Consider the following 20,032-nt stretch of genomic DNA (forward strand, 5'->3'; position numbering starts at 1 on the left):
AATCCTTTATTTACAAAAAACTTGATAAATTATACAAAAAAATTTAGAATTGAAAGGTAAATATAAATGAAAAAAATAGATTTAATTGTAGTAGGTGCAGGTCCAACAGGGATAGGCTGTGCAGTTGAAGCCAAGCTTAAAAACAAAGAAGTTTTGATACTAGAAAAATCAAATAACATTTGTCAAACTTTAATGCAATTTTATAAGGATGGCAAAAGAGTAGATAAAGCTTATAAGGGATGCGAAGGAACCAATCACGGACATGTTACTTTTGAAGATGGCACCAAAGAAAGCACTATAGAAACTTTTCAAAACGCTTTAAAAGAGCACAATATAGAAGTTGAATTTGGTTCTGAAGTTGAGAGCGTTAAAAATGAAAATGGAGTTTTTTTAGTAAGTACAGCTAAAGGTGTTTATGAGTGTAAAAACATTATTGTTGCTATAGGTAGAATGGGTAAACCTAATAAACCTGATTACAAACTTCCTATGACTTTAACAAAAATCATTAATTTTAATGCCAATTCAGTTTTGGGAAATGAAAAAATTCTTGTTGTAGGTGGCGGAAATTCAGCAGCAGAATACGCTGTGGATTTGGCAAATTCAAATCAAGTTAGCCTTTGTTATCGTAAAAAAGAATTTACAAGATTAAATGATATAAATCTTAAAGATATTCACGAAGCTGGAAATTCGGGTAAGGTAGAGTTAAAACTAGGAATTGACATTAATGAAGTAGAAGATGATAATGGCAAAGCTAAAGTAAATTTTACCGATGGTACAAGCGATATTTATGATAGAATCATTTATGCTATTGGTGGTTCTACTCCACTTGATTTTTTACAAAAATGTGGGATTAATGTTGATGATAAAGGCGTGCCTTTAATGGATGAAAACAAACAAAGCAATGTTAAAGGCATCTTTGTAGCAGGAGATATTGCTACTAAAAATGGAGCAAGTATAGTTACAGGGTTAAATGACGCTGTGAAAATTCTTTCTGTGCTTTAAAATTTAGCCTTTGGGCTAAATTTTTATTTTAGTTTAATCTAGAAAATTCATATGCAAAATAAAATAAATATTAATAAACTTATTGCGAAATTACTTTATTTAAATTCTTACATACTAGGACTTTTGGCATTTTATTAGCGGTTTAAAATATTTTTAATTTTAAATATTTTAAGGATTATTATGTCAAGTATTTTTAGCACCTTAAGCCCTTTTAGGCTTTTTGTAAAATGTGCCGTGCCAAATGTTATAAGCATGGCTTTTATTTCTTTTTATTATATAGTTGATGGAATTTTTGTTGGAAAATATCTAGGAAGTGATGCTTTAGCGGCACTAGCCTTGATTATTCCCTTTATCATGATGTCTTTTGCTTTGGCTGATATGATAGCCATAGGATCAGCAGTGCAAATTTCTATGCATTTAGGTTTAGGCAAGAAGAATTTAGCTAGAAAGATATTTAGCTCAAGTATGTTGATTATCTTTATAATCTCTTGTTTTATCGGAATTTTGGAGTATTTTTTAGGACCTGTTTTGATTGATTGTTTAAATGTTAGCGATGAGATTAAAACGATGACTAAAGAATGTATGTTTGTTTTTGCTTTGTTTGCACCCTTTACTATGCTTTCTTTTGCTTTGGATAATTATTTAAGAATTTGCGGAAAAACTGCTTATAGTATGGTAATGAATGTGATTATAGCATTAAGCAATATAGTGCTTGATTATATTTTTATAGTCGAGTTGGGTTGGGGCTTATTTTCAGCTGCTCTTGCAACTTGTTTGGGACTTGTTTTAGGTGGTATTTTTGGAATTTTTCCTTTCTTGTTTCAAAATTTAGAGCTTAAAATTTCGAGCCTATATATGAATTTAAAAATTTTTAAAAATATTCTTTATAACGGAAGCAGTGAGTTTTTTGGCAATATTTCAGGATCTTTGTATAGTATTTTTGCAAATTTTGTTTTATTAAAAATTTCTGATACTCAAGCCGTGGCAGCCTTTTCTATAGTTTTATATATTGATAGTTTTATTATAATGCTTATTATTGCTATGGGTGATGCAATGCAGCCTGCGCTTAGTTACAACTATGCTAAAAAAGATTTTTCAAGAATCAAAGCTATTATAAAAGTGGTATTTTTTGCAGGGGGATTTTTATCTTTATTCTCTATAGTGCTTATATTGATATTTGGAGAAAATTTAATCACGCTTTTTACAAAAGAAAACAATCAAGAATTTAAAACTTTTGCTTATACAGCTTTGATGCTTTTTGCTTTTAATTATTTTTTTGCATGGTTTAATGTTCTAAGTGGTTCTTTTTTGACAGCTTTTAATAAGGCAAGCTTTTCTTTGGTTTTAAGTTTGGCGCAAAATTTATTTATACCTTTGTTTTTTCTTTTGTTTTTATCTTGTTTTATGGGTTTAAATGGAGTATGGCTAAGTCCATTTTTTGCTGAATTTTGTGTTTTGATTTTAGCTTGGATTTTTCTTAAAAGAATTTTTAAAGATCTATCTTTATAGGAGATAGATCTTTTTTAAATTTTATCAAAGGAGCTTTTTTATAATTTTTAGAATTTATATCCTATACCAGTTAGGACAATTTGATAGGTTTCATCATAAAATCCTATATCGCTATTTCTTTTTTCTATGCCATAATTTGCAAAACCATAAAGTCCGTTATAACCCAAAAATTGATTTTTAACAACTTTTAGATTAAGCTTAACTATATTACCATCTTGTTTTTTGTGGAAGATAGGATCAGTTCCTACTGCTTCATATTTGCTAAGATTTAAATTTGGAGTGAAGATGTAATCATTAGCAAAAGCCAAATTTGTTCCTATACTAAAACCATATCTTGAATAGCTTTGAGCTTTTCCGTCTGCATCATTGTAATCATAATTTAGTCCTAGGTTTAATAAGCTATAATTATAGTTTAATTCAATTTCGTGATAATATCCCTCCCTTTTTAAAGAGCTTTGTGCGATAGTGTCTTTATCATATTTGTTTTTGCTAAATAAATATGAAGTGGTAAATTTCCCAAAATCACTTTCATAAAGTTGAGAGATTTTAAAACCATATCTATCAACATCAGTTTCTTCTCTATTTCCTATTACATAAGGATTTGCATAAGCTTTTTCTCTTAAAGAGGAAATTACAGAAAAAGAAGTGCTAAAACGCTCTAAATAAGCTCTTTCGTAGCCTAAAGCTATACCGCTGATATCTCTTCCATTGTAGTTTTTAATAAAAATTCTATCATTATCTATAAGATTACCATAGTAAAGTTCTGCACCGATAAAAGGAATGAAAGAGGAGTGTGAATTATCAGCATTGTGACTGCTTAGATAATCGCTGTTTGCCAAGGTTGAAATATTACTTTTAATATCCCTTGCACCCACACCTATGCTTAAATTTCCACTAAAACCTTCTTGAAATTCTACAGCCGTAGCTGATTGGGTTAAAATGGAGGCTAAAACACAGGAAAATAAATATTTTTTCAAATGTTCTCCTTGAAATGTTTGTTGTTTGTAATTAAATTACATTTATAATTGTAACTAATATTACATTAAATATTTATAAAAAAATTAAGTTTTATAATTTAAGTTTTTTTAGATAGAATTTTTAGAATTAATTTATATTTATAAGGAAATTTAGTGCAGCAAGAGTATTATGACTTGGATTTAGAACGAGCTATTTTAAGCAGTTGTATCATGAGTGAAGAAGCTTATGCTAGTATAGCAGGTGATATTAGCCCAAAAGATTTTAGTCTTAAAGCTCACCAAGATATTTTTAAAGCGGTTATAGCTTGTAGTAATAACAAAGAGCCCATTTCTGTAAGTTTTTTAAGAAAACATAAAAAAATAGATGAGCAAATTTTAGCAGAAATTCTTGCCACTCCTTCTATGATAGATTTGCCTGCTTATGTAAATGAACTTCACGAAAAGTCCGTAAAAAGACAACTCTTGAGTTTTGCACATCTTTTGCCAACTCGTATCAATGAAGATCGTGCTGTAAGTGAAATCGCAGATGAAATTGGTAAAGAAATTTTTAGCATTACAAATCGTGTGAATTCTAGAGATATTAAAGATGTTGATATGGTAATATCAGAACTTTTTGAAGAATTTAAAAAGCAAAAAACTTTAGAAAATAAAGGTATTATAGGGCTTGATACAGGTTTTGAAGGTCTAAATAAAATGACAAAAGGCTTTAAAGGGGGTGAACTTATAATAATCGCCGCGCGTCCAGGTATGGGAAAGACAACTCTTTGTTTAAATTTCATTGATAAGGTTTTAAGACAAAAAAAAGGCGTGGCTTTATTTTCTCTTGAAATGCCTGCAACTCAAATCATGCAAAGAATGCTATCTTCTAAAACTTCTATTCCTTTGCAAAAAATTTTAACTGCAGATTTAAACGATGATGAATGGGAGCGTTTAGGAGATGCTTGCAATGATTATAGTCAAAAGAAATTATATATTTACGATAGTGGTTATGCAACTATTGCTGATGTAAGGGCTATTTTAAGGCGTTTAAAATCTCAAGATGAAAGTATAGGACTTTGTGTGATTGACTATATAGGGCTTATGATGAGTAATTCAAATTTTAATGATAGACATTTGCAAGTTAGTGAAATTTCAAGAGGACTTAAGCTTTTGGCTAGGGAGCTTGATATGCCTATTATCGCACTTTCACAACTTAATCGTGGCTTAGAGCAAAGGGCAAATAAGCGTCCTTTGATGAGTGATTTGCGAGAAAGTGGAGCTATAGAGCAAGATGCGGATGCTATTTTGTTTGTATATCGCGATGAGGTTTATAGAGAACAAGAAGAAAAAGAAAGAGAGAATAAAGCTAAAGCCGAAGGCAAAGCTTATCAAAGGCTTTTTATACCAAATCCTATGCAAGAAAATGCTGAAATTATTGTTGGAAAAAATAGAAATGGACCTGTTGGAACTATAGAAGTTGTATTTTTAAAAGAAAAATCTTGTTTTGTAGATAAACCTATAGGCTATGAAACTACTGAATTTACAGGCTAGCTTTAATAAAATAAGTTTTTAATATTTTAAAGTTATTTTTTACGACACAACCTGTCGCAAGGGTGTTTTATACTTTCTTTGTTATTTTAAAACAAGGAGAGAAAATGTTAAAACAAATCGCATTTGGTAGTATAGCTCTTACAGCTACAGGATATGGCATAAAAAAATTATACGAAAAATTATCCAAGCCAGAAAGAAAATTTGATACACATGCTATTGTTCCAAGCTGTAAAGATATGATCAATACCGAAGAATACAAACTCAAAAGAGAGCTTGAAATCGAACAAAAGAAAAATCAAATTCAAGAATTTCTTTGCGAATGTATGGAGTGTTATAGCGGCTTTTCAAAATATTTTAATTCTAAGGAATTTTTAGAATTTGAGCAAAATTTTACCTCTAAAAATAATCATAAAACAGAATTTCTTTTGTCGTCTTATAAAGATCAAATGATAAAAGTGATCGACTATGCTAAAAAATTTAAATGCTTGAGTGCTTTTTTGGAAACACAAAGCGAAAAAAATGACTTAGCGGTTGTAAAAATGATAAGTGAAAGTATGGAGAGAAAAACACAGAGATTTTATCTGCAAACAAAATTTCAAACTTTTCCTCAGTATATTTTTCCTTCTGTGTGGAGTTCTCCTATGTGGGATAAACAATGGGAATAATACTTGGAATTTTAAGCCTTATAGCTGGCTTTGTTGCCATAGTGTTGATGTGTGGTTTGTATTTTATAGCGTTTATGGTTTTTGTTGGCATAGCGATACTTATTTTTCTTTCTATGCAACCTTATCCTTATAATATAATATTTTGTGCTATATATTTAATCACAATTTTAGCGCTAGTGCTATGGCGTAAAACTTAAAAATTTCACTTCCCCCTTGACTGGGGGGGGGGATTTGATAAAATACAAAGTTAAAAATTTTAAAAACAAGGAGAAAATATGGCAAATAATGAGTTTAATTTCAACAATGGATCTTTTTTTAACGAGATAATGACATCGTTTGAAAAAATCAAAAAAGAAGAACAAGAAAATAATAAGTTAAATGTTTTAATACTTGGAAAAACAGGTGCAGGAAAAAGTACTTTAATTAATACCGTATTTGGTGAAAAAGTAGCCAAAACAGGTAGCGGCTCTCCAATCACTGCTAATTTAAACAAATATGAAAAAGATGGACTTTGTATATATGATAGTAAAGGTCTTGAAATAAAAGATGACAAAGGTATTGATAACTTAAAACAATTTATCGAAGATCAAAAAGCAAAAGAACCTTCAGATCAAATTCATTTGGTATGGTTTTGTATTTGTGAAGCAAATCGAAGAATAGAACCACAAGAAAAAGAATTAATAAAATTTTTAAAATCTGAAAAATTTTGTACAATATTGGTTATCACTAAAGCTCAACAAGATAAAGATGAAAATGGTTGTAGTTTTAAGGATATTGTTAAAAAAGAGCTTGAATTAGATGATGAAAAAATAGAAAGAGTAAGAGCTATAGCAATTGAAGATGATGAAGGAAATGTTAAAAAACTTTTAGGTATTAAAGAGTTAGTCAATAAAACTTATTGTTTTTTAAATGAAGGACAAAAAAATGCTTTTGCAAGAAAACAACAATATGATAAAGATTTAAAAAGAGAAGCTTGCAAAGAAAAGGCTCAAGATAAGATTAAATATTATGCAGGATTATCTTCAACTGTAGCATTATCTCCTATACCTTTTTCTGACTTTCCTCTTATTGCAACCAATCAATGTGCTATGATTTATCATATTAGTATGATTTACGAGCTTAATTTAAGCAGTAAAGATGATGCTTTAAAAATTTTAACAGCTTTACTTGCTACAGGTGTTACAGGATTTGCAGTCAAAACGCTTGCTACAGGTCTTATGAAATTTATTCCTGGTGTCAATTTTATAGGTGGAGCTATTAACGCAACAGTAGCCTACAACGCCACTAAAAAAATCGGAGAATTTTATATAGATTATTTAGATGAACATTTTGAAGATATACAAAATGGAAAAAAACTTGATTTTGAATTTAAAAATTTATCAATAGAAAAATAAGCAATAAATCATGATTAAGCCTATTCCAAAATTTCAAAAATGTATAAAATGTGGCAAAAGTTTTTTAGCTAAACCTAAAAGCGATGCTTTAAATACTTTAGATTTTATATGTAGTGATTGCAAAGGCGAAAAAAGTGGATTTTTAAGTTCTTTGTTTGAAATTTTTAAACCAAAACACTAATCAAGGAAAAGAAATGTTTTCTAAGATTTTCTCATCTCTTAGTCTTGCAAATGCGTTTAAAGGCTTTTTATTTAAACGCATTTCAAGCCCTATGCAAAGTGCTCGTATTATCAGTATGGTTTTAGATATAAAAAATGCTTTTAATGACAGCAAAGATCAAGCAAGTAGTATTTGCAAAACTTTGGATTTGATAATAAATTTTAAAAAAGAACACCCGCAGGATTTTAACGAGTTGTTTGAAATTTTAAAAGATCTCATACAAGAATACGAGCAAAATCCTAATGAAATCAAGCAAAATCTCAAAGAAATCCTAAAATAAGGCAAAGCATGAACCACCTTTTAATCCTTTATAATCCCTACTATCAAGAAGATGTCATCAAGCAACATTTAAGTATTTTACAAGAAAAATCCCAAGTTGCCTTTGGCAAAATCAAATCAAAACTCAACGATCAAGAAAAGCAAAATTTCTTAGAAGAAATTTACCAAAGTACAAATGAAGAAAATTTCTTGCAACTTTTTTTAAGCGATTATGCTAATTTATTTGTCGCTAAGGTGGTAAAAATTTCTAAAAATGTCGATGAAAGTTTGATTCCTAGTTATTATAAAGAAAAAAATTTAGAAGTGGAAGACTTTTTTATCATCAGTGATTTAAGAGAATTAGTCAGGGAAGATTTTAGTCTTTTAAGAGATAAATTTTTAGCCAATTTTATCACCCCAAACGATCACACCTATGCCATTTATGGCAATAATTACACCTATCCTTTGCCTGTGAGATTAAAAGAAGAGTGTTTTTATTTTTTAGGAGATGAAAAGCATTATCTAAGCGTGTATAAAAGCAAAGAATACCTAGCCATGCAAGAAAATTTCATACGCTTTGTTTTTGGCAAAAGGATTTTTTATCTCTTGCACCCTGATAGCATAAGCAATATCATTCATGCAGAATTAGAGCTTTTACAAAGCGAAAACGATCTTTTAAATGATTTTACAAGCATTGTAGTCAAATACTCCAAAACCTTAGAATATGAAATTTACGCTTTTGCCAAAAAAGTTCTTTTAAAAGCTTGTATGAAAGATCCTAGCCTTTATGATTTAACTTATAATGTCCAAGGCAAATCTTTTATACTTAAAGATTTTTTTACCCAAAAACCCAATCTTGGAAGTATTAAATTTCTACTCAGACATGAAAATATCCAATGTCATTTAGGAAAAAGTTTAACTCAATTTATCAATTATCCTTTTTCAAAAAGTCTTACTCTCATTCAAGAAATCCGCAATGAAGCCGTTCATGCAAAAGCCCCAAGTTTAAATGAAGTCAAAAAACTTAGAAATGAAATTTTAGGCATAGAAGGCGTAAGTTTGTTAAAAAGCATTTTAACTCACAAGGAAATTTCATGAAAGAATACGACAAATTAAGCATACGCTTGGTGCAGATTTTATCAAAATTTAACAATGGAGAAAGTCTAAGTGCCCAAGAGCTTGCACAAGAGTTTAATGTCGATACAAGAACCATACAAAGAGATCTTAACGAAAGACTTACTTTTATGCCTATTAAAAAAGAAAATGGAAGATATGTTTTAGAAAGCTTTGCTTTGGGAAAATTAAGCTTTAAAGACATACAGAATTTCGCCACCTTAAGCGGCATTGCTGAGCTTTATCCAAAACTCGATCAAGGCTTTATAGTCGATCTTTTAAGCCATAGGGTAAATAAAGTTTTGATGGTAAAAAACGAAGGTTTTCAAAAGGTGGATTATGAGCTTTTTAAAGATCTTAGTGTAGCTATACTCAAACACAATGTATTGAATTTTTTCTACAAGGAAAAAGAACGCCAAATCAAACCTTACAAACTCGTAAATTACAAAGGAATTTGGTATCTTTTAGGAGATGAAAACGATAAATTAAAACATTTTAATTTAGATAAAATTTCAAAACTTCGCACTAAAAATGAAAATTTTATTCCCAATGAAAAACTTCAAGAACAAATCCAAAATGATCCTAATATCTGGCTTGGAGAAAGCAAAGAAGTGATTTTAAAGCTTGATAAAAATGCTAAGGAATATTTTTTTAGAAAAGAAATACTAAGCAATTGTCAAATCATTGATGAAGATGAAACAAGCTATACTTTAAGCACTCAAGTTTCCTATGAAGATGAAATTTTACATTTGGTTAAACAGTGGATCCCCTATATAAAAATTCTAGCTCCTATAGAACTGAAAACACGGCTGGAGAATATTTTAAAAAGTTATTTAAACAATCTATCTAAATAAAATTTATTTTAAATCCATAACTGGTTGCGAAGGGGAGATTTGAACTCCCGACCTTCGGGTTATGAGCCCGACGAGCTAACCACTGCTCTACTTCGCGGCATATAAGATCTTTGAAATATAAAATAAGAAGTGGATGGGGTAAAGGGATTCGAACCCCTGAATGACAGGACCAAAACCTGTTGCCTTACCGCTTGGCGATACCCCAATAAATATTTTTTAAAAGTGTGATTATAATGAATTTTAATTTATTTGTCAAGCAATTTAAGTTATAATTTTAAAAATTTTGAGGAAATAAAAATGAAATTTGTTAGCGTAGAACAAGCGATTAAGGATTTACAAGCAGGAAAAATGCTTGTTATGGTAGATGCAGAAGATAGAGAAAATGAAGGCGATTTAATCTTTCCTGCGCAATTTAGTACTCAAGAAAAAGTAAATTTCATGATAAAAGAAGCTCGTGGTGTGGTTTGTGTAGCCTTAGATGAAACTTTGGCAAAAAAATTTGAACTTCCTTTAATGGTGCCTAAAAATACTTCAAACCACGAAACTGCTTTTACTATAACCGTAGATGCAAAAGATGCTACAACGGGAGTTAGCGCCTATGAAAGAAATATGACTATACAAATTTTTGCCGATGATAATGCTAAGGCGAGTGATTTTGTAAGACCAGGGCATATCAATCCTTTAATCGCAAAAAAAGGTGGGGTTTTAGAACGCACAGGTCATACAGAAGGCACGGTTGATCTTTGTAAATTAGCAGGATTAAAAGGTGCTTGTGTGATTTGTGAAATTGTAAAAGATAATGGAGATATGGCAAGAAGAGAAGATCTAGAAATTTTTTGCCAAAAACATGATTTAAATATGATAGCCGTAAGCGATCTTATAGAATATCGCCTAAAACATGAAAGTCTTATTAAGCTTGAAGAAAAAAGTCAAAGTGTTTTAGCAGGCTTTAAAGCAGAAAAATTTATCTTTAGTGATCATAATCAAACCCAACACATAGCTTTTTGCTTTAAAGATATCAAAAAATGTGAAAATGTTAAATTTCATATCAGTGGTAGTGATTTTGAGCTTTTAACTTCAGATAAATTTTCAAAACTTTTAGAGCAAATCAAATTTCTTAGTGAAAATGGTGGCGTTATAGTTTTCATGCAAGGAGAAAAATCCAGCACCACTCAATACAAAAACTATGGTATAGGAGCACAGATTTTAAGATATTTTGGTATAGAAGAAATTAAACTTTTATCTCAAAGTTGTGATAAAGACTATATAGGCTTAGAAGGTTTTGGTTTAAACCTTAAAGCTTGTAATTTTAACTAAAAAGGAAAAAAATGACTTTAAAAGAACAAATTTTAAACGATATCAAAGAGGCAATGAAACAAAAAGATGATTTTAAAAGAGATAGTTTAAGAACTCTAAATGCAGCTTTTAAGCAAATAGAAGTGGATGAAAGAATAGAGTTGGATAATGAAAGAATTTATAAAATCATTGCAAGTGAAATCAAAAAACGCAAAGACGCAATCGAACTTTATCTTAAGGCAAATCGTGAAGATTTAGCACAAAAAGAACAAAATGAAATAAGTCTTTTTGAAATTTATCTGCCTAAACAACTAAGTGATGAGGAGTTAACTTTAGCCTTAAAACAACTTATAGAAGAATTGGGCGTAAGTTCACTAAAAGAACAAGGTTTGGTAATGAAAGAAGCTAAAATAAAATTAGGTGCGAGTGTTGATGGCAAAAGACTTAATTTAGCACTTAAAGAGCTTTTACAATAATTTTTTGGAGTGTTATTATGAAAGAGTTAAGCGGTTCGGCAATGATTTGCGAGGCTTTAAAAGAAGAAAATGTTAAAATTGTTTTTGGTTATCCTGGAGGCGCTGCGCTTAATATTTATGATGAAATTTACAATCAAAAGTATTTTAAACATATTTTAGTGCGTCATGAACAAGCGGCTTTGCATGCTGCTGATGCTTACGCAAGAATGAGCGGAGAAGTGGGCGTAGCTATAGTTACAAGCGGACCAGGTTTTACAAATACTATTACAGGTCTAGCTACGGCTTATAGCGATTCTATCCCTTTGGTGTTGATTTCAGGGCAGGTGGCAAATTCTCTTATTGGTACAGATGCTTTTCAAGAAATTGATGCAGTAGGCATTTCAAGACCTTGTGTAAAGCATAATTATTTAGTTACTTGTATAGAAGAGTTTCCACGCATTTTAAAAGAGGCTTTTTATATAGCAAGAAGTGGTAGACCTGGGCCTGTGCATATAGATGTGCCAAAAGACGTAAGTGCAACTTTGGGGCTTTGGGAATACTCTAAAGAAATTTCCATGAAGACTTATAAGCCCGTTTATAAGGGTAACTCAAAGCAAATTAAAAAATTTGCAGAGCTTTTAAAAGAAGCAAAAAGACCTTTGTTTTACTTAGGTGGAGGTTGCATCAGTTCTAATGCAAGCGAGCAAATCAGAGAGCTTATAAAATTTACAAAAATTCCAGCAGTTGAAACTTTGATGGCGCTTGGAACTTTAAGAAGTGATGATGTTTTTAATCTTAAAATGGCAGGTATGCATGGAAGCTATGCTGCTAATATGGCTTTAAGTGAGTGTGATTTGCTTGTGAGTGTAGGAGCGAGATTTGATGATAGGATTACAGGAAAAACAAGTGAATTTGCTAAACATGCGACTATAGTTCATGTTGATATTGATCCTAGTTCTATTTCAAAGATTATCAATGCGCATTATCCTATAGTAGGAGATATTAAAGAAGTTCTTAAAGAGCTTTTAGAAGAGCTTAAAAAGGAAAATTTCAACACAACTTTTAAAGAATGGCACGAAACTTTAAAGCGTTATAATGAACTTTATCCGCTTTCTTATGAAGATAGCAATGAGATTTTAAAACCGCAATGGGTGATTGAAGAATGTGCGAAAATGGCTCCAGATGCAAGGATTATTACCGATGTGGGTCAGCATCAAATGTGGGTGGCACAGTTTTATCCTTTTAATTATCCAAGACAACTTGCAACAAGTGGAGGGCAAGGAACTATGGGATATTCTTTACCTGCTGCTTTGGGTGCAAAGCTTGCCGTGGGTGAAGAAGTGGTGATTAATTTCGTAGGTGATGGATCGGTTTTAATGAATATCCAAGAGCTTATGACTGCTTATGAGTATGGTATAAAAACTATAAATATTATTTTAAATAATGCCTTTTTAGGTATGGTAAGACAATGGCAAAGTATGTTTTATAAAGAGCATTTTTCACAAACTGATTTAAGCACTCAGCCTGATTTTATCAAAATTGCTCAAGGTTTTGGTTGTGAAGGTTATGAAATTTCAAGCAAAGAAGAATTCATTCAAGCTTTTAGCCAAGCTTTAAAAAGTGATAAAACCTCTCTTTTAAATGTAAAAATTGATCGCTTTGAAGATGTTTTACCTATGGTGCCTGCAGGAGGTGCGATTTATAATATGATTTTACCAAAGGCAAAGGATAGACAATGAGAAGGGTTTTATCGGTAATTGTTTTAAATGAGCATGGGGTTTTATCTCGTATAGTAGGACTTTTTTCAGGAAGAGGTTATAATATTGACTCGCTTACAGTAGCACCTTTGGAAAATAAAGAATTTTCTCGTATTAATATAGTCACTTCAGGAAATGAAAGAACTTTTGAGCAGATAGTTAAACAACTTCATAAGCTCATTCCTACTTATAAAGTGATAGAAAGTGAAGAATTTATTGACAAAGAAATGGCTTTGGTGAAAATTCCTTTAAATGAAAATTTAGGTGGACTTGATGCCGTTTTGAAAGCTTATAATGGTACTATTGCAAATAGCAATGAGAATTTTTTGTTTTTAATGGTTGCTGATGATGCAAATCGCATTGATAATTTTTTAAAAACAATTAAAAAATACAATCCTAGTGATATAGTTCGCAGTGGATCTGTTTTGATGGAGATTAAATGAAATTAAGTGAAATAGCAGAATTTTTAAGCTTGGAATATAAAGGCGAGGATATAGAAATCAGTGCTTTAAATTCTTTATTGAAAGCAAATTTTACAGAGCTTACTTATTGTGATGGTGAGAAAAATACCAAAGATATACCTCACACAGGAGCTGCTGCTATTTTAGTATCTAAAGAATATGAAAATTTAGTACCTAAAGATACTAAAGCTTTGATTACTCAAAGTCCACATTTGAGTTTTGCTTTTTTAAGCAAGCTTTTTGCTAAACCTTTGATAAGCACAGCTAAAGAAAAAGTACAAAATATCGCAAAAAGCGCAAGAATCATGCCTAGTGTTTATATAGGTGATAATGTAAATATCGGTGAAAATGTAATCATTATGGCAGGAGCTTATATAGGCGATAATGTCAGCATTGGTGATGAGAGTATTATTCATCCTAATGTAGTGATTTATAATGATACTAAAATCGGTAAAAAATGTCATCTGCTTGCTAATTGTGTAATAGGAAGTGACGGTTTTGGTTATGCGCACAATAAAAACGGCGAACATTATAAAATTTATCATAATGGCAACGTGGTTTTAGAAGATTTTGTAGAAGTGGGGGCTTGTACAACTATAGATAGAGCAGTTTTTGATAGTACTATTATCAAAGCAGGTACTAAGGTAGACAATCTAGTTCAAATCGGACATAATTGCAATATAGGTCAAAATTGTATCATTGTGGCGCAAACTGGAATTTCAGGTTCAAGTGAGTTAGGACGCAATGTTATTATGGGTGGTCAAAGTGCAACGAGTGGACATTTAAAAATAGGCGATTTTAGCACTATAGCTGCAAGAGGCGGTGTGAGTAAAAATTTAGAAGGCGGGCGTGTTTATGGAGGTTTTCCTATCATGCTTCAAAAAGATTGGCTAAAACTTCAAGCTAAAATAGCAATAAATTTTAAAGAAAAATCACAAGATTAGCATCGCATCGCCATAAGAGTAAAAGCGATATTTTTCTTTTATGGCGAGTTCATAAAGTTTTAAACACTGTTCTCTACCGATAAAAGCTGAAACTAGCATGATAAGAGTAGATTTTGGTAAATGAAAATTGGTTAAAAGATGATTTTGTCTTATAGGTGGATTTTGCGGGTGTAAAAAAAGATCACAAAAACCATTTTTTGTTTTAGTTCTTGTATAATATTCTATGGTTCTTGTTACCGTTGTTCCTACGCCTAAAATAGCTTGTTTAGAATCTATAATTTCACATGCTTGCTGCGGAATATTAAAAAATTCGCTATGCATTTTATGCTCTTGTATATTTTCACATTCCACGCTTTTAAAGGTTCCAGCTCCTACATGCAAGGTTAAATGATAAATTTCGTGTTTTTTTCTTAAATTTTCAAGCATAGTCTCACTAAAATGTAAACTTGCAGTCGGAGCAGCCACTGCGCCTAAATTTTTTGCAAAGATACTTTGATAATCTTTCAAATCACTTTTTTCATCCTCCCTTTTAATATAAGGAGGCAAGGGTATATGTCCTATCTTGTCAAGCAGGTTGTAAAGATTTGAGGTGTCTAAGGTTTTATCATTTTGAAAAAAATGAACTTTTCGAAGACCATCATTTAAAAGTTCTACAACGCGCGCTTTTAAATCCTCTTTAAAATATAAGATTTCATCTTTTTTAACGCGCCCTTTAATTTGAGCTAGAAAAAGTGGATTGTGAGAATTTAAAAAAGGTTGATGTAAGAAAAGTTCTATTTTTCCTCCGCTTGCTTTATTACCATAAATTCTTGCTTTAATAACTTTGGTATCATTGAAAAAAATCGCGCAGTTGGGTAAAAAGTCGTGTAAATTTTTAAAAGTAGTGTGAAAAATTTCTTTGTTTTTGCGATCAAAAACCAAAAGCCTAGCATCTTCTTTTGGATTTGTAGGATAGTTGGCTATGAGTTCATTAGCTAGAGTGTAATCATAGCTTGAAAGAAGTAAGTCTTTATTCATTACTTTCTTTATCTTTTGGGACAGGATTTACCTTTTGAACAATTAAAATAGAAAGTCCATAAAGTCCGCAAAGTGGTCCTGCCATTAAAAATTGAGATAAAACATCAGGTGGAGTCATAAAGGCTGAAAAAACAAAAATAACTAAAACAGCTATGCGAAAATGGCGTTTTAAAAAACTATCATCTATAAGTCCGACTTTAGCAAAGAAAAAGGCAATTACAGGCATTTCAAAAGCTAAGCCAAAAGCCACAACAACTTTTGTAAAAAAATCTACATAAGTTCCTATGGTAATTACAGGATTAAAATCTTCATTTAAACCAAAATTAATCAAAAATTTAAAAGCCAAAGGCACTACAACAAAATAGCAAAAACAAGCCCCCAAGGCAAACATAATGCTTGCAAAGCTAACAAAAGGCACCACAAGGCGTTTTTCATTATCATAAAGTCCTGGAGCTACAAATTTCCAAAATTGCCAAAAAATTACAGGTAGAGAAAAGATAAAGGCTGCAAAAAAACTAACCTTCATTGCGGTAAATAAGGCTTCTTGTACTTCAATTATATTTACATGTTTGGCTACTTCGGGTAAAACAGCTATAAGTGGAGCTTTTAGAATATCTAAGATATAGCTTCGTAGAGCAAAACATACAATAAACATAACTACAATGCAAGCAACGCTTATAAAAAGGCGTTTTCTAAGTTCTATTAAATGAGGTCTTAATTCTTCAAACATTTATTTTTCCGTTTTTATCTTGTGTTTCTAATTTGCTAAGATTTGGTTTTTCTTCTGTATTTAAATTTTGTCCGCTAAGGTTATTTTTTACTTTATCATCTCTGCTATCAAAGGTTAAATCTACCTTTGTTTTATCTAAAATATCTCTCTTAAGGTCATCAAATTCTTCAAAGCTGAGTTTTTTGCGTATATTTTCATTAGTGCTTGAAAATTCATCTTTGTATTTCTTAGCTTCTTCTTTTAAGTCATTGATGCGTATTTCTTTTTCTATGCTTGATTTTGCATCATCTATGTTGCGTTTTACAGCCTTTAGAATTTTTGCTATTTGTACTATAGCTTCTGGAAGTTTATCAGGTCCTAAGACTAAAATCGCTACAACTAAAATAACTATAATTTCACCAAAACTCATTAATCATTACTCTTTGATTTGATATTTTAATAAATATTTTACTTAAAAAACTTAAATTTAAGATGAGAGATATAAAGCAAGTTCATCGCTAATGAGAAAATTAGGATTAAAATATCTTTTATTTTTGTAAAAAAGTTTTTTTTCTTTTAATAATATATTTATTTTGTCTTTTTGCCATTGATTGAGTTTTGTTTCATCAATCCCTACTATACTTCTAAGTCCTAAAAATAGGTGCTCTAAATTCAAGTCTTTGGAACTTAGTTGCTCTATAGATCTAAAAGTAGGATTTTCTATGTAATTTTTTAAATTTTTTGCTGTATAAAAACGCTTATTTTCATAAAATCCTACTGCACTTAATCCACAAGCTAGGTAGTTTTTTCCTTGCCAATAAGCAAGATTATGTTTGCAAATTTGGGCTTTGGTTTTTGAAAAATTACTGATTTCATATTGAAAAAAGTCAAGCTCTAGAAGTTGTTTGATGAAAAATTTCATTAAATTAGGAGCATTTTTTTTGAAATGTTCTTTTTTAGCAAAGGCTGTGTTTGATTCTATGGTTAAATTATAAGCACTAAGGTGTGTGATTAAATCCTTGATTTGTTTTAAGTGTAAGAGTTCAAATTCAAGCATTTTTTTATTGTCTAATTTCGTATCATAAATAAGATCTAAATTGATATTTTTAAAACCTACTTTATTTGCGTTTTCTAATGTTTTGATAATCATTTCTTGATTGTGAATTCTTCCAAGAAAGTGAAGTTTTTTAGGATGAAAACTTTGAACTCCAAAAGAAATGCGATTAACTCCTAGATTTTTCATATTTTTAAGCCAATTTAATGTTGCTGAGTTGGGATTAGCTTCGCATGAAATTTCTACATTTTTATCTAGTAAGGGATATAAAATTTTAAAAATATCTTCATAATTATACGCATTAACACAACTTGGTGTTCCTCCGCCTATGAATAAGGTTTTAATTTGATTTGATTGAATGTTAAATTGTTTTAATTGAAAAACAATATCTTCTTTTAAAGCCTGAAAATAAGCTTTTTCATAATCATTTTTTTTCAAACTTGTAAAAGCGCAATAATTACATTTGCTTTCACAAAATGGAATATGGATATAAAAATGCATAAAAACCCTAAAATATTTTATTAAATTTTTAATGTATTTTAATAAAAATTTGATTTGATTTAGGTTAAAATTATATTCTTGAGATTTAAGGAAAAATATTGTGGAAAACGAGAAAAATTATAGACCAAATGTTGCAGCTATTGTTTTATCAAGTTCTTATCCTTTTGAGTGTAAGATTTTTATAGCTAAAAGAAGTGATATGGATAATATTTGGCAATTTCCACAAGGAGGTATTGATAAAGGTGAAAGTGTCAAAAACGCTTTATTTAGAGAACTAAAAGAAGAAATAGGCACTGATGAGGTTGAAATCATTGCTGAGTATCCAGAATGGTTGAGTTATGATTTTCCGAGTAAAATTGTTAAAAAAATGTATCCTTATGATGGGCAGATTCAAAAATATTTTTTAGTGCGTTTAAAGCACGGTGCTACAATCAATATCAATACTAAGCATCCTGAATTTGATGATTATCAATTTGTGAGTGTTAAACAAATTTTTGAAATGATTAATCATTTCAAAAAAAATATTTATGTTAGAGTGATCAAATATTTTGAAGAGAAAGGTTATATCTAAAATGCTTATAGTTCAAAAATATGGTGGAACAAGCGTTGGAACACTTGAGCGTATCGAAGCAGTAGCCAATAGGGTTATCCAAAGTGTGCAACAGGGTAATCAACTTGTTGTTGTAGTATCTGCAATGAGTGGGGTGACAAATACTCTTATCGAGCAAGCTGAATATTTTAGTAAAACTCCTAATGGTAAAGATATGGATATGCTTTTAAGCAGCGGAGAGCGTGTAACAAGCGCTTTACTTTCTATCGCTTTAAATGAAAAGGGTTGTCCCGCTATATCGTTTTCTGGGAGAAAAGCAGGAATTATTACAGATAGTGTTTTTACAAAGGCAAGAATTCATCATATTGATACAAAAGCGATAAAATCAGAACTTCAAAATGGTAAAATAGTTGTTATAGCAGGTTTTCAAGGTGTAGATGAGGAAGGTAATGTAACTACCTTAGGGCGTGGTGGAAGCGACTTAAGTGCTGTGGCGGTGGCAGGTGCCTTAAATGCGGATTTGTGTGAAATTTATACCGATGTTGATGGGGTTTATACAACAGATCCAAGAATTGAACCAAAGGCAAAGAAATTGGATAAAATTTCTTATGAAGAAATGCTTGAACTTGCAAGTTTGGGTGCAAAAGTTTTGCAAAATCGCTCTGTAGAGCTTGCAAAAAAATTAAATGTTAACTTAGTAACTAGAAGTAGTTTTAACAATAACGAAGGAACAATGATAACAAAGGAAGATGGAATGGAACAAGCTTTAGTAAGTGGTATTGCTTTGGATAAAAATCAAGCAAGAGTGACTTTAAGAAATATAGAAGATAAGCCTGGAATCGCAGCTGAAATTTTTTCTGTTTTGGCAAATGAAAATATTAATGTAGATATGATTATACAAAATGTTGGAGTTGATGGCGCTACAAATTTGGGTTTTACGGTTCCTCAAAATGAACTTGAATTAGCTAAAAATGCTATGCAAAAAATTTTAAGCTCAAAAACAACTATAGAAAGTGATAGTGCTGTAGTAAAAGTTTCTATAGTCGGCGTAGGCATGAAATCACATTCAGGAGTGGCAAGTAAAGCTTTTAAAGCTTTAGCTGATGAGGGGATTAATATCGGTATGATTTCTACTAGTGAAATAAAAATTTCAATGATAGTTCATGAAAAATACGGAGAACTTGCAGTTAGAGCACTACATGAGTGCTACGGACTTGATAAATAAATGAGTGATTTTTTAAGTTTTACTCTTGAAAATATTCGCAATGGCGGAGCTTTTATGGCATGGTTAGAGTCGCGTCGTTTAGAATGGGCTCCTTTGATGGCTGCAAGACTTAAATATCTTTTAGAGGGACGCACTTTTGTCTTAATGTGCGATGAACAAAGATCTTGGTATGAAGAGTATTTTTTAAAAAATATAAATTCAAAAGCCACTCGTCCCATGCTCCCTTTTGTGTCGTTAAATTCTTTATGTAAGAAGAAAGTACAAAGTTCAGAAGATATAGCTTTACTTAATGACTTGCTTGACATTTCTTTTCCTAATGGTTATGTATATTTTTATATAGGAAGTGCTTCTGATAATAAATCTTTAATCGCTAAATCAAGAGATGATAGTTTATTGTGGCTTTTTGATGAGCAGTTACAAGATAGTTTTTATTTAAATTCTAAAGATAAAGACTTGGATATCAAGCTTATTAGTTTATATCAACTTTTTGATGTAAGTTTGGATGCAATATTATTTTCCAAGGTGCAATTAGGATAAATAT

At 30.8% G+C, this 20,032-nt stretch carries 23 protein-coding genes and 2 tRNA genes; 18 read left to right on the forward strand and 7 right to left on the reverse strand.

The window, feature by feature from the left end; all coding sequences use genetic code 11:
* Positions 1-66: 66 nt before the first annotated feature.
* Together FBF11_RS02765 and FBF11_RS02770 are read left to right on the forward strand one after the other, a co-directional pair.
* Positions 67-1,002, forward strand: a complete 936-nt coding sequence (locus FBF11_RS02765) for an NAD(P)-binding domain-containing protein (RefSeq protein WP_002868072.1) — start codon at positions 67-69, stop codon at positions 1,000-1,002.
* A gap of 180 nt (positions 1,003-1,182) precedes the next feature.
* On the forward strand, positions 1,183-2,511 hold the full coding sequence (locus tag FBF11_RS02770; protein ID WP_002869959.1) for an MATE family efflux transporter: 1,329 nt from the start codon (positions 1,183-1,185) through the stop codon (positions 2,509-2,511).
* Positions 2,512-2,558: 47 nt separating this feature from the next.
* Here FBF11_RS02770 and FBF11_RS02775 read toward each other — a convergent pair whose 3' ends face one another.
* Positions 2,559-3,488: a DUF2860 family protein gene (locus FBF11_RS02775; protein ID WP_052790160.1), complete on the reverse strand. Its 930-nt coding sequence runs from the start codon at positions 3,486-3,488 to the stop codon at positions 2,559-2,561.
* Between the two features lie 153 nt (positions 3,489-3,641).
* Between FBF11_RS02775 and FBF11_RS02780 the strand changes: the two genes are divergently transcribed.
* From FBF11_RS02780 to FBF11_RS02815, 8 genes are all read left to right on the forward strand, one after another.
* A complete protein-coding gene (locus tag FBF11_RS02780) occupies positions 3,642-5,018 on the forward strand; it encodes a replicative DNA helicase (RefSeq protein WP_002858532.1) in 1,377 nt (458 codons plus the stop codon).
* Positions 5,019-5,080: 62 nt separating this feature from the next.
* The gene (locus FBF11_RS02785; RefSeq protein ID WP_079254347.1) at positions 5,081-5,683 is read left to right on the forward strand and encodes a hypothetical protein; all 603 of its coding nucleotides are present in this window, start codon (positions 5,081-5,083) and stop codon (positions 5,681-5,683) included.
* Entirely contained in the window at positions 5,674-5,880 is a 207-nt protein-coding gene (locus FBF11_RS02790; protein ID WP_002858584.1) for a membrane protein, read from the forward strand. The genes FBF11_RS02785 and FBF11_RS02790 overlap by 10 nt, the downstream gene beginning before the upstream one ends.
* Positions 5,881-5,958: 78 nt before the next feature.
* Positions 5,959-7,077: a GTPase gene (locus tag FBF11_RS02795; RefSeq protein WP_002873388.1), complete on the forward strand. Its 1,119-nt coding sequence runs from the start codon at positions 5,959-5,961 to the stop codon at positions 7,075-7,077.
* A gap of 10 nt (positions 7,078-7,087) precedes the next feature.
* The gene (locus tag FBF11_RS02800; protein ID WP_002859946.1) at positions 7,088-7,258 is read left to right on the forward strand and encodes a hypothetical protein; all 171 of its coding nucleotides are present in this window, start codon (positions 7,088-7,090) and stop codon (positions 7,256-7,258) included.
* A gap of 13 nt (positions 7,259-7,271) precedes the next feature.
* On the forward strand, positions 7,272-7,577 hold the full coding sequence (locus FBF11_RS02805; RefSeq protein ID WP_002859947.1) for a hypothetical protein: 306 nt from the start codon (positions 7,272-7,274) through the stop codon (positions 7,575-7,577).
* 8 nt (positions 7,578-7,585) lie between these two features.
* Positions 7,586-8,653, forward strand: a complete 1,068-nt coding sequence (locus FBF11_RS02810) for an HP0729 family protein (RefSeq protein WP_057096859.1) — start codon at positions 7,586-7,588, stop codon at positions 8,651-8,653.
* Positions 8,650-9,522: a YafY family protein gene (locus FBF11_RS02815; RefSeq protein WP_002901349.1), complete on the forward strand. Its 873-nt coding sequence runs from the start codon at positions 8,650-8,652 to the stop codon at positions 9,520-9,522. Before FBF11_RS02810 ends, FBF11_RS02815 begins: the two co-directional genes overlap by 4 nt.
* A gap of 21 nt (positions 9,523-9,543) precedes the next feature.
* Here the strand turns inward: FBF11_RS02815 and FBF11_RS02820 are convergent.
* Together FBF11_RS02820 and FBF11_RS02825 are read right to left on the reverse strand one after the other, a co-directional pair.
* Positions 9,544-9,619 (reverse strand) — tRNA-Met (locus FBF11_RS02820).
* 33 nt (positions 9,620-9,652) lie between these two features.
* Positions 9,653-9,727: transfer RNA gene (locus FBF11_RS02825), tRNA-Gln, on the reverse strand.
* A gap of 92 nt (positions 9,728-9,819) precedes the next feature.
* On the opposite strand from FBF11_RS02825, the gene FBF11_RS02830 reads away from it, so the two are divergent.
* Genes FBF11_RS02830 through lpxD form a run of 5 tightly spaced genes read left to right on the forward strand, consistent with a single transcriptional unit; the run spans position 9,820 to position 14,435 of the window.
* Positions 9,820-10,839, forward strand: a complete 1,020-nt coding sequence (locus tag FBF11_RS02830; RefSeq protein ID WP_002852104.1) for a bifunctional 3,4-dihydroxy-2-butanone 4-phosphate synthase/GTP cyclohydrolase II — start codon at positions 9,820-9,822, stop codon at positions 10,837-10,839.
* An 11-nt stretch (positions 10,840-10,850) separates the two neighbouring features.
* The gene (locus FBF11_RS02835) at positions 10,851-11,294 is read left to right on the forward strand and encodes a GatB/YqeY domain-containing protein (RefSeq protein ID WP_002852081.1); all 444 of its coding nucleotides are present in this window, start codon (positions 10,851-10,853) and stop codon (positions 11,292-11,294) included.
* Between the two features lie 17 nt (positions 11,295-11,311).
* Positions 11,312-13,012 carry an acetolactate synthase large subunit gene (locus tag FBF11_RS02840; protein ID WP_002867695.1) on the forward strand — a complete coding sequence of 567 codons (1,701 nt, stop codon included), beginning with the start codon at positions 11,312-11,314 and terminating at the stop codon, positions 13,010-13,012.
* Entirely contained in the window at positions 13,009-13,473 is a 465-nt protein-coding gene (ilvN, locus tag FBF11_RS02845; protein ID WP_002852211.1) for an acetolactate synthase small subunit, read from the forward strand. Before FBF11_RS02840 ends, ilvN begins: the two co-directional genes overlap by 4 nt.
* Positions 13,470-14,435, forward strand: a complete 966-nt coding sequence (gene lpxD, locus FBF11_RS02850) for a UDP-3-O-(3-hydroxymyristoyl)glucosamine N-acyltransferase (RefSeq protein WP_052799939.1) — start codon at positions 13,470-13,472, stop codon at positions 14,433-14,435. The genes ilvN and lpxD overlap by 4 nt, the downstream gene beginning before the upstream one ends.
* Here lpxD and queA read toward each other — a convergent pair.
* Genes queA through hemW form a run of 4 tightly spaced genes read right to left on the reverse strand, consistent with a single transcriptional unit; the run spans position 14,424 to position 17,716 of the window.
* On the reverse strand, positions 14,424-15,452 hold the full coding sequence (queA, locus tag FBF11_RS02855; RefSeq protein ID WP_002867696.1) for a tRNA preQ1(34) S-adenosylmethionine ribosyltransferase-isomerase QueA: 1,029 nt from the start codon (positions 15,450-15,452) through the stop codon (positions 14,424-14,426). The two genes, lpxD and queA, sit on opposite strands and share 12 nt — an antisense overlap.
* Positions 15,445-16,182 carry a twin-arginine translocase subunit TatC gene (gene tatC / locus FBF11_RS02860; RefSeq protein ID WP_002859093.1) on the reverse strand — a complete coding sequence of 246 codons (738 nt, stop codon included), beginning with the start codon at positions 16,180-16,182 and terminating at the stop codon, positions 15,445-15,447. The genes queA and tatC overlap by 8 nt, the downstream gene beginning before the upstream one ends.
* Entirely contained in the window at positions 16,175-16,591 is a 417-nt protein-coding gene (gene tatB, locus FBF11_RS02865) for a Sec-independent protein translocase protein TatB (RefSeq protein WP_002852097.1), read from the reverse strand. The genes tatC and tatB overlap by 8 nt, the downstream gene beginning before the upstream one ends.
* A gap of 57 nt (positions 16,592-16,648) precedes the next feature.
* Positions 16,649-17,716: a radical SAM family heme chaperone HemW gene (gene hemW / locus FBF11_RS02870; protein WP_002873383.1), complete on the reverse strand. Its 1,068-nt coding sequence runs from the start codon at positions 17,714-17,716 to the stop codon at positions 16,649-16,651.
* 100 nt (positions 17,717-17,816) lie between these two features.
* Between hemW and FBF11_RS02875 the strand changes: the two genes are divergently transcribed.
* The 3 genes from FBF11_RS02875 to FBF11_RS02885 are packed head-to-tail and all read left to right on the forward strand — an operon-like array spanning position 17,817 to position 20,028.
* Positions 17,817-18,287: an RNA pyrophosphohydrolase gene (locus tag FBF11_RS02875; RefSeq protein WP_032581179.1), complete on the forward strand. Its 471-nt coding sequence runs from the start codon at positions 17,817-17,819 to the stop codon at positions 18,285-18,287.
* Between the two features lies 1 nt (position 18,288).
* A complete protein-coding gene (locus FBF11_RS02880) occupies positions 18,289-19,491 on the forward strand; it encodes an aspartate kinase (RefSeq protein WP_052799281.1) in 1,203 nt (400 codons plus the stop codon).
* Positions 19,492-20,028, forward strand: coding sequence for a HobA family DNA replication regulator (locus tag FBF11_RS02885; RefSeq protein WP_002852154.1), 537 nt, complete (start codon positions 19,492-19,494; stop codon positions 20,026-20,028).
* The last annotated feature ends 4 nt before the right edge of the window (positions 20,029-20,032 follow it).

Origin of the sequence: Campylobacter sp. CFSAN093224 (genome assembly GCF_012897395.1) — a bacterium.
Classification (GTDB): domain Bacteria; phylum Campylobacterota; class Campylobacteria; order Campylobacterales; family Campylobacteraceae; genus Campylobacter_D; species Campylobacter_D jejuni.

Excerpts from the sequence above, each read along its gene's own strand:
- FBF11_RS02765 (WP_002868072.1), top strand. The coding sequence starts at position 67 with ATGAAAAAAATAGATTTAATTGTAGTAGGTGCAGGTCCAACAGGGATA.
- FBF11_RS02770 (WP_002869959.1), top strand. The coding sequence starts at position 1,183 with ATGTCAAGTATTTTTAGCACCTTAAGCCCTTTTAGGCTTTTTGTAAAA.
- FBF11_RS02790 (WP_002858584.1), top strand. The coding sequence starts at position 5,674 with ATGGGAATAATACTTGGAATTTTAAGCCTTATAGCTGGCTTTGTTGCC.
- FBF11_RS02795 (WP_002873388.1), top strand. The coding sequence starts at position 5,959 with ATGGCAAATAATGAGTTTAATTTCAACAATGGATCTTTTTTTAACGAG.
- FBF11_RS02800 (WP_002859946.1), top strand. The coding sequence starts at position 7,088 with ATGATTAAGCCTATTCCAAAATTTCAAAAATGTATAAAATGTGGCAAA.
- FBF11_RS02805 (WP_002859947.1), top strand. The coding sequence starts at position 7,272 with ATGTTTTCTAAGATTTTCTCATCTCTTAGTCTTGCAAATGCGTTTAAA.
- FBF11_RS02810 (WP_057096859.1), top strand. The coding sequence starts at position 7,586 with ATGAACCACCTTTTAATCCTTTATAATCCCTACTATCAAGAAGATGTC.
- FBF11_RS02815 (WP_002901349.1), top strand. The coding sequence starts at position 8,650 with ATGAAAGAATACGACAAATTAAGCATACGCTTGGTGCAGATTTTATCA.
- FBF11_RS02830 (WP_002852104.1), top strand. The coding sequence starts at position 9,820 with ATGAAATTTGTTAGCGTAGAACAAGCGATTAAGGATTTACAAGCAGGA.
- FBF11_RS02835 (WP_002852081.1), top strand. The coding sequence starts at position 10,851 with ATGACTTTAAAAGAACAAATTTTAAACGATATCAAAGAGGCAATGAAA.
- FBF11_RS02840 (WP_002867695.1), top strand. The coding sequence starts at position 11,312 with ATGAAAGAGTTAAGCGGTTCGGCAATGATTTGCGAGGCTTTAAAAGAA.
- ilvN (WP_002852211.1), top strand. The coding sequence starts at position 13,009 with ATGAGAAGGGTTTTATCGGTAATTGTTTTAAATGAGCATGGGGTTTTA.
- lpxD (WP_052799939.1), top strand. The coding sequence starts at position 13,470 with ATGAAATTAAGTGAAATAGCAGAATTTTTAAGCTTGGAATATAAAGGC.
- queA (WP_002867696.1), bottom strand. The coding sequence starts at position 15,452 with ATGAATAAAGACTTACTTCTTTCAAGCTATGATTACACTCTAGCTAAT.
- tatC (WP_002859093.1), bottom strand. The coding sequence starts at position 16,182 with ATGTTTGAAGAATTAAGACCTCATTTAATAGAACTTAGAAAACGCCTT.
- tatB (WP_002852097.1), bottom strand. The coding sequence starts at position 16,591 with ATGAGTTTTGGTGAAATTATAGTTATTTTAGTTGTAGCGATTTTAGTC.
- hemW (WP_002873383.1), bottom strand. The coding sequence starts at position 17,716 with ATGCATTTTTATATCCATATTCCATTTTGTGAAAGCAAATGTAATTAT.
- FBF11_RS02880 (WP_052799281.1), top strand. The coding sequence starts at position 18,289 with ATGCTTATAGTTCAAAAATATGGTGGAACAAGCGTTGGAACACTTGAG.
- FBF11_RS02885 (WP_002852154.1), top strand. The coding sequence starts at position 19,492 with ATGAGTGATTTTTTAAGTTTTACTCTTGAAAATATTCGCAATGGCGGA.